Raw genomic sequence first — 7,345 nt, 5'->3', positions numbered from 1 at the left:
GATTCATCCGGCTGAAACGGAGTCGATCGCGGTATGATTTTGGCGAGGGTATTGATACTTCCTGAGGGATTTGGTGGGTATTTTTAGAACATGTACGCATACTACTTTCGGGTTATTGGAGTGCCAGATTCCGCATCAGAACGGCGTCCGTCTTAGCCATTCCGTTTTGGCGAGGGTATTGTTAATAGTTGAGATTTATCAACTATTAAAGGCTTGCTCCGAATGAAATGGTATGAGCATTCTGGCTCAACGGTTTTCCCGCGCTGTGAGCCGATGCTTCTTGATCGGTAGTGCTACCATCCTGTTCGGCATGGGCTTATGGGTTGCGTTGACCGCCCAACGCCGGGCTTCACCTGCGCCGCTGGCAGCTGTGATTAATGGCACCACGCGACGGCACGCGACGCGCATGAAAAACGCGCCAGGTTCATAGACGCACCAGCGGCGTCAGGTGCGAGCCGATGTTGGGCGGCGTGATAGTAGCTTTATTGTTCCAAAGGCGTATTAAGCAGGCTTATTAGTAGATTTTTATTATATATTTGTTGTCCATTCCTGTAAGTATCTAAAGATATTTCGTACCATTCTGCTATTTCACTAGATGGGAGAGGGTTTCCATTGACTTCCTCTAGAATTTTTTCTCCCAATACATCGCCCCAAAGGCGAAGATGCCCATCATAGAGTTGTCCATCTGGCATAATTGCACGCCTAAGAGATTTCGCTCGACTTAATTCTTTGTCGTCAATATGACACCCTGTAAGATTTGCTGTACTCATATCTACTTGAAATAGATCTACATCTTTCATTTTTGCTTGCTGTAAATTAGCCCCTCTTAAATCAGCTTTTCCTAAATCAGCATCCTCTAGATTTGCTTCTCTTAAATCAACTCCTTGCATTTCTGCCATAAAGAGGTTTGCTGATTGTAGTTCAGCCTTGTAGAAGTTTGCTTTCTGAAGCTTTGCTCCTTTCATATCGGCCCCACATAGTTCTGCACCCTGGAAAGATGCATCTTGTAAAATCGCACCGCAAAGTTTTGCTCGTTGCATCTTTGCACCGACAAAGATCGCTTCTTGAAGATTAGCTAGTGTGAAATCTGCGTCAGATAGTTCAGCCAGTATGAGATTTGCTCCCTGTAGATTTGCTCGTTGTAATCTGGCTTTTTGCAATGAGCCATCACTTATTGCCCATTTTTTTGATCTTAATTCCTCCAAAGCTTGAATGGCCAAGCCTTGGTCAGGACTTGCTAATTGCCGTATTAACTGCTCCTTTAATTGTCTATCGGCCCTTTTTGCATTTAGTTGGTCAAGTATAAAAATAGTAAAGGCAATTCCTAACGCATCTGTCACTATATTCGGATAAAACGAACTAACTACTTTAGAAAACCATTGGCTAACCTTCCAGAAATCATTATCTACTAAGATACCAAATATAAGACAGCCCAAGGCTGATACTACTAAAAACACAGCAACACCATACGACGCATAATCTGGGTTTGTTTTATTGATTTTGGATTTAAAAAAGCTTATTAATAAATTTGTAAATCTTTGCATTACTTTAGTCGTTTATTCTTGATTACTTAAGATTATAGCCCCCTATAAGAATACGTCTTGTTCTGAAAGTTGTCAATTGAGCCGTATCTGATCTTGGAAAAACAAGCGTTCGCATAAACAGCCTTGCACCCGTGGCAACTTTTCTCAGGCCGCCCAACGAACTAAGGATTCATGTGGCGCGCAGCCGCCACATCATCCTTGTTGAACGAAGCCGGAGCGTTCAGGTCGCTGACGCATATGGGATTTCCGGTGGGGGGTCGGGGCGAGGTGTGCCGAGGGTCGCACACGGGATCAGGTGGGTCGTGCCGTATCAGGTCAGCATCGGCCGGTCAGAAGCTGTTCGTTGGCGGGCCGCTAGACACCGGCCATGCCGCAGACATGGGTTCCTGCCGGAGGCGGTGTCCACACGAGCCACATGCGGGCAACCCGAAGCACGCGCGCATGACGGGGCTGCCCGACGACGATGCCAGCGAAGCGGTCTCTTCTGCGATGGATGCCTGCGCAGGTGGCGCACGCTGCGGGGGCAGCAGACGCTCCAGCCGCAGCTCGTGACCACACCTGGGGCACCCTGGCCCCATACGGGTGGCTGGCTCGGGTGTCTCTTCCCCTGCTGGGAGCAGCGCCACCGTGCGCTGCGGGAGGACGAGTTGGGCACGCAGTTGTGCCAGCTGCTGGCGCGCCCCGACCCGGAAGAGGCCGGAGGAGCGCACCTTCACGACGCCTTTGGGCAGGATGTGCATGAGGAATCGCTCAATGAACACCTCCGCTGGCAGCGTGCTGATGCGGGTCTGGCGTGTCTCCCCATCCTGAGAGCGAAACGTCACCTCGCTGTCAGCCATGCCCAGGATGCGATGGTTGCTCAGCGCCACCCGGAAGACGTACGGGGCCACATACTTCAGCGCCGTTCGTCCACTTCCGACCGGGCGGCAGTCGACCACCCAGTCCTGTTGCCAGCAGACCGCAGCGGGGATGCTGCGCCACAGATCAGTCTGCCGCAATGCCGCCTGGAGCTTGGCGCGAACGAGGATGGCCAGCGGTTTGACGTGGACGAGGAAGTCGGCTTTGGCGGTCTGCCACGTGCGCCCATCAGCGGCCAGCCCACCACCAGGGACGAGAGCGTGGATGTGCGGGTGGGAGCGCAGGTCGCGCGTCCAGGTCTGCACGACGCCGACCATGCCAATCTGGCCACCCAGGAAGCGCGGATCCTGGGCCACCTGCTGGAGTGTCGCCGCCGAGGCGTGTACAGGACGGTGTAGAATTGACCCAGATCGCCGACGGAGATTTGACCCACCCTTGAAATGGCCTACACTCTCACTCGTCGTACGAGCAGAGAGGGGTCTATGCTTAGGAGTCACAGCGTGTATACTATCCGTGACCTCGCCGCCCAGGGTCAGTCCATCCGCGCCATTGCCGAGCAGACCGGCATCGCGCGCAATACCGTCCGCACGTATCTCCGCGGCAAGCCCGTGGCCGCGCCCCGGCCCCGCCGCCAATCCAAGCTCGACCCGTTCAAGGAGCGCATCCGCCGCTGGGTTCACGACGACCGCTTGCTCAACTGCGAGACCATGCTCGAGCGCCTGCGGGCCGACGGCTATACGGGCTCCAGCAGCATCCTCAGGGCCTTCGTTACCCCGCTACGCCCCCCGCGCCGCAGCCACCGCCCCGCCCGCCGCTACGAGACCACGCCCGGCGAGCAGGTGCAGATCGACTGGGGCGAGTTCCTCTTCGAGCGTGACCAGCACACCCATAAGCTCTATGGCTTTACGGCCGTCCTCGGCTATTCTCGGATGCGCTTCGTCTGCTTCGTCAAGCGCTCTGATGTGGCCTCCCTCATCCGCTGCTTTATGCAGGCGGCCGAGTACTTCGACGGGCTGCCCCGCGTGGCCCTGGCCGACCGCATGAAGAGTGTCTTGCTCCAGATGGACGGCTCCACCCCGATCTGGAATGCGCACTGGGCCGATTTCCTGGCCGCCATCGGCGTCATCCCGCGCGTCTGTCGGGCCTATGCCCCGCAGACCAAGGGCAAGGTCGAGCGCACCATCCGGATCGTCAAGGAGAGCTTCTGGCCCGGGGCCACCTTCACCGACCTGGACGACCTCAACCGCCAGGCGCTGGCCTGGTGTGACCGCCGCAACCAGCGTGTCCACGCCACGACGCGTATGAAGCCCCTGGACCGCTGGGTTGAGGAAGATCTGGCTGCCCGCCCCACCGGCTTCGCCTGGGAACGCTTTGCCTTGGAGGAGCGCAAAGTCACCAGCGACGGGTTTGTGTCCTTTGACGGGGTGCTCTACGGGCTGCCGGCCAGCGCGCAGCTGACCGGCCGGGTCGTGCAGGTGGGCCTGCGCCAGCAGTGCTTGAGCATCTGGTTTGGGGGCCAACTCATCACCCAGCACCAGGTGCGCTCGGTCTCGGGCGTGCAGGTGCTGCACCCCGAGCAGTTCACCGGGGTGCCACCAGCGAGCACCCGCCCACCCCAGCCTACCCCGTTGGGGCGCCAGGTGAGCGCCCCGCCCATACCGGTGCGCCGACCTTTGACCGAGTATGACCAGCTCTGCGGCGTGACCCCCAGCGACCGGGCCGCGCTGGCCGACCAGCAGGAGGTGGCGGCATGAGCACGCTCCTGAGCCAACTGAACCTGACCAGCCTGCCGGCCCAGCTGCCCGCGCTGCTGGAGACAGCCCGCCAGCAGCAACTCTCCTACGAGGCCTTTCTGGAACTGGCCCTCCAGCGCGAGCTCGCCGAGCGGCAGGCCCGCGCCCAGGAGCGCCGCCTGCGCAGTGCGCGCTTGCCCTTTGCGGCCCGTCTGGATAGCTTCGACTGGAGTTTCCAGCCGAGCGTCTCCGAGCGCATGCTGCGCGAGTTGGCGGGTCTGTCGTTTGTGAAGACGGCCACCAATGTGGTCTTCCTGGGGCCTCCGGGCGTTGGCAAGACCCATCTGGCCTGTAGTCTGGCCACGGCGGCCCTGGAAGCGGGCCACTCGGCCCTGTTCGTCACCTTGCGCGAGCTCAGCCAGCAGCTTGCGCAAGCGGGGCCACGCGGGGGGCTGGCAGCGGTGCGGCGTTACAGTCAGCCGACGGTGCTGGTGGTGGATGAAGTTGGCTACACCCGGATGAGTGATGACCAGGCCCACGCGCTGTTTGAGCTGTTCAGCACCCGCTACGCACGGCGCCCGACCCTCGTGACCAGCAATCTGACCTTCGCCGAATGGGGCACCCTGTTGGGGGATGAGGTGCTGGCGAGTGCGTTGCTTGACCGCCTGTTGCATCACGCGGAGGTGGTGGCCATCAACGGGCGGAGCTACCGGATGCGCCAGCGGCTCCCCGCCGACCACCCGCAGGGCACCCGCACCGGCGAGCCGCGCCCGCTGAGCCCGGAGGAGGCACGTGTTGGGTAACATTTCCCGCGAAAACCAGACGACACCACCACACAAACCGCCGGTGGTTGCGGAGCAGTGGGTCTTTGGCCCCGGCCTGCCAGCTGCCGGCCTCCGGCTGGACCGTACGGCCTATCGCCGCCAGGAGCGTACGCTTCGCAGGATCGCGCTGGGAGCTTCCCAGCGCATCACCCAGGCCCGGCTGGAGACCTTGCTCAGGGAAGGTCAGCCGAACGAAGGAGGGAAGAACAACCACACACGCCCGGAAGTCTGATCGCCCGCGCGGCCCGTGCCCTCTGCCCGGCCGCGCCACCCCAACCGCCGAGGTGGGTCAAAAGCAACCCGGCGATCTGGGTCAAAAATAAACCGGCCTTGACAATGCGCGAAAGAACAGGTCATCGACCTGAGCCTGGTGCTGGAAGGCGATGGCGCGGAGGGCCCCGGGCAGCGTGAAGGTGACCAGGAAGGATGGCACCGGCAGCAGCAGGTCGTGCTGGCGGGCCAGCCAGTCCTGCGCCGCATCCTGCTGACAGGTGGGGCCGTGACGGTTGCGGCAGGAGTGGGACGCAGAGCGCACCTGGTCGCAGTGCGGACAGCGGTAGAGCTGCCCGCCTCGTGCCTCCGTCCGACAGGCTTCAATGGCGTGCATGGCCGCGAGTTGCGGTGGCGATCGTTGGCTGCCCCAGCGAGCGCGGTAGGCTGGCCCATCGCGGCGGAAGACGTCGCCGAGGGTGATCACGACAGGCCAGCCGTGAACGCCTCCAGGGCGGCGTCGGCCTGCTGCTCGGCCGTGCGGGTGAGGTGGGTAGAGATCGTGGTGGTGGTTGGCGAGCTGTGGCCGAGCCAAACCTGGATCAGGTGCAGGTTGACGCCGTTCTCAAGCAGATGGGTGGCCCAGGCGTGGCGCACGGTGTGGACCGAGGCAGACGTGTGGATGCCGGCCTCGGCCACGGCAAGGCGGAAGGCTTTCTGGAGCGAACGTTCTTCCATCGGCCCGGTGGCGGTGGCCCGCTCCTCGCCACGGCGACCGGGGCTCGGAACGAGCCAGACCGGATTCCGATGGGGACACCAGTGACGGCGGAGGAGCGGCAACAGGCGGGGCGGCAGGGGCACAGACCGGTCCTTCTTGCCCTTGCCGGCCTGGATGTGCAACTGCATGCGACCACGGTCAATCTGGGGCACCTGCAGCCGCACGCCTTCGAGGAGGCGCCGTCCGCAGCTGGCAATCAGGCTGAGACAGACCCGATAGGGTGGGAGTCGGATCAGCCCAATGATCTTCCCGACCTCCTCGGGGCGCAACACCACTGGCAGCTTCTGCCCTTTCGCCGGACGCACGACGTCCAACATCGCCCACTGGCGCGGGAGAGTCCGCTCGGAGAAAAACGTGATCGCGCAGAGGGCGATCGTGCAACTGGCCCGGGCGAGGCGCTTCTCAGTGTGGAGAACGATGAAGGACTGGCGCACCTCCTCCTCAGTCAGTTGGTCGGGTGAGACACCATCGTGCTCGGCCAACTGGCGCACGGCCCGGGTGGAGGTCTCCTGGGTGCGCTCCGACAGTCCACGCAGCTGCATATCTTCGATCATCCGCCGGCGTAACGGGGTCATGGTAACCTCCTATCAGCTCATGAGTAGCGATAGGAGGGATGATCACACAGGAGTGGGCAGCGGCCAAGTGGTCAGCAAGAGGAGGGGCAGAGGGAGGAGATTCAGGCTGCGCGTAGCGCTTCGTTCAACATGAATTAGACAGCGATTCAGCGGCCTAGATGAGCCTTACCCGTTCTATACCGCGATGATACCACCTAAATCTGCTCTGTATAGTGCTACGCCGCACGGTTGCTGCCTAGCCACGATCCTGGTCGGTGCTAGGCCACTTCTTCGCAGTCTAAACCCTGCCCTCAAGTGTCGAGGATACGACATGTCGTATCATTCAAGCTGATCAAATGGTATGCATCAGAGAAGCTATTGTACACTTAGATTTATCACTAAGAAAAAAGTACAAATGAATTTGTTACCAAAAACGCCCCGGCTTGCTCAATCAGGTACGCACCGCTGTCCGCCGAAAACACGATGCATTCCGCACCGACGAGGCCTCGTCCCAATGCGGTTCAAAGATACCGTTGGCAAACTCGGTTTTTAACCATTTTGCCCCCATTGAGGAAGCAAAACAGGCGTTGAAACAAGAGTTGTGGCGCTGTCACTCCCCACTCAGGCCCGCAAATGGCCTGGTTGAGGAGCTTGCTTCCCCACCGACGCTCGTTTGCCAACAGTATCTTGCAAAGAAGCTCACGCGAAGGCGCGAAGGCGCGAAGGGTTCGCTCACGTACGCGAAAAACGTTGCGCCTTTGCGCCTTTGCGCCTTTGCGTCAAAACAATCGCCTTCTTTGCAGGGTCTTGGTGCGAGGCCGCTTCTTCGCTCGTCGAGCGTGGT

General features: G+C 60.1%; 6 protein-coding genes and 2 pseudogenes. 4 read left to right on the top strand and 4 right to left on the bottom strand.

From position 1 onward, the window contains the following. Positions 1–482 precede the first annotated feature (482 nt). Together EYB53_RS24570 and EYB53_RS24565 are read right to left on the bottom strand one after the other, a co-directional pair. Positions 483–1,544 carry a pentapeptide repeat-containing protein gene (locus EYB53_RS24570; RefSeq protein ID WP_135482128.1) on the bottom strand — a complete coding sequence of 354 codons (1,062 nt, stop codon included), beginning with the start codon at positions 1,542–1,544 and terminating at the stop codon, positions 483–485. Positions 1,545–2,029: 485 nt separating this feature from the next. Further along, positions 2,030–2,782 (bottom strand): annotated as a pseudogene (locus EYB53_RS24565) (IS91 family transposase); the annotation flags it as partial. Positions 2,783–2,902: 120 nt separating this feature from the next. Here EYB53_RS24565 and istA point away from each other — a divergent pair. Genes istA through EYB53_RS24550 form a run of 3 tightly spaced genes read left to right on the top strand, consistent with a single transcriptional unit; the run spans position 2,903 to position 5,191 of the window. Then, complete coding sequence (istA, locus tag EYB53_RS24560) at positions 2,903–4,156, top strand: IS21 family transposase (protein WP_167857609.1); 1,254 nt, start codon at positions 2,903–2,905, stop codon at positions 4,154–4,156. After that, entirely contained in the window at positions 4,153–4,938 is a 786-nt protein-coding gene (gene istB / locus EYB53_RS24555) for an IS21-like element helper ATPase IstB (RefSeq protein WP_135482122.1), read from the top strand. The genes istA and istB overlap by 4 nt, the downstream gene beginning before the upstream one ends. Further along, complete coding sequence (locus tag EYB53_RS24550) at positions 4,931–5,191, top strand: hypothetical protein (protein ID WP_135480787.1); 261 nt, start codon at positions 4,931–4,933, stop codon at positions 5,189–5,191. Before istB ends, EYB53_RS24550 begins: the two co-directional genes overlap by 8 nt. Before the next feature lie 105 nt (positions 5,192–5,296). On the opposite strand, the pseudogene EYB53_RS24545 reads toward EYB53_RS24550, so the two are convergent. Beyond that, positions 5,297–5,656, bottom strand: a pseudogene (locus tag EYB53_RS24545) (transposase zinc-binding domain-containing protein); the annotation flags it as partial. Further along, on the bottom strand, positions 5,653–6,522 hold the full coding sequence (locus tag EYB53_RS24540) for a site-specific integrase (protein WP_135482118.1): 870 nt from the start codon (positions 6,520–6,522) through the stop codon (positions 5,653–5,655). The gene EYB53_RS24540 and the pseudogene EYB53_RS24545, both read right to left, overlap by 4 nt. Positions 6,523–6,944: 422 nt before the next feature. Between EYB53_RS24540 and EYB53_RS24535 the strand changes: the two genes are divergently transcribed. Next, on the top strand, positions 6,945–7,345 hold a 401-nt coding region (locus EYB53_RS24535; protein WP_205712761.1), incomplete at its 3' end, for a hypothetical protein.

Origin of the sequence: Candidatus Chloroploca mongolica (genome assembly GCF_004762035.2) — a bacterium.
GTDB lineage: Bacteria > Chloroflexota > Chloroflexia > Chloroflexales > Chloroflexaceae > Chloroploca > Chloroploca mongolica.
This window is presented reverse-complemented; position numbering and strand designations above follow the sequence as displayed.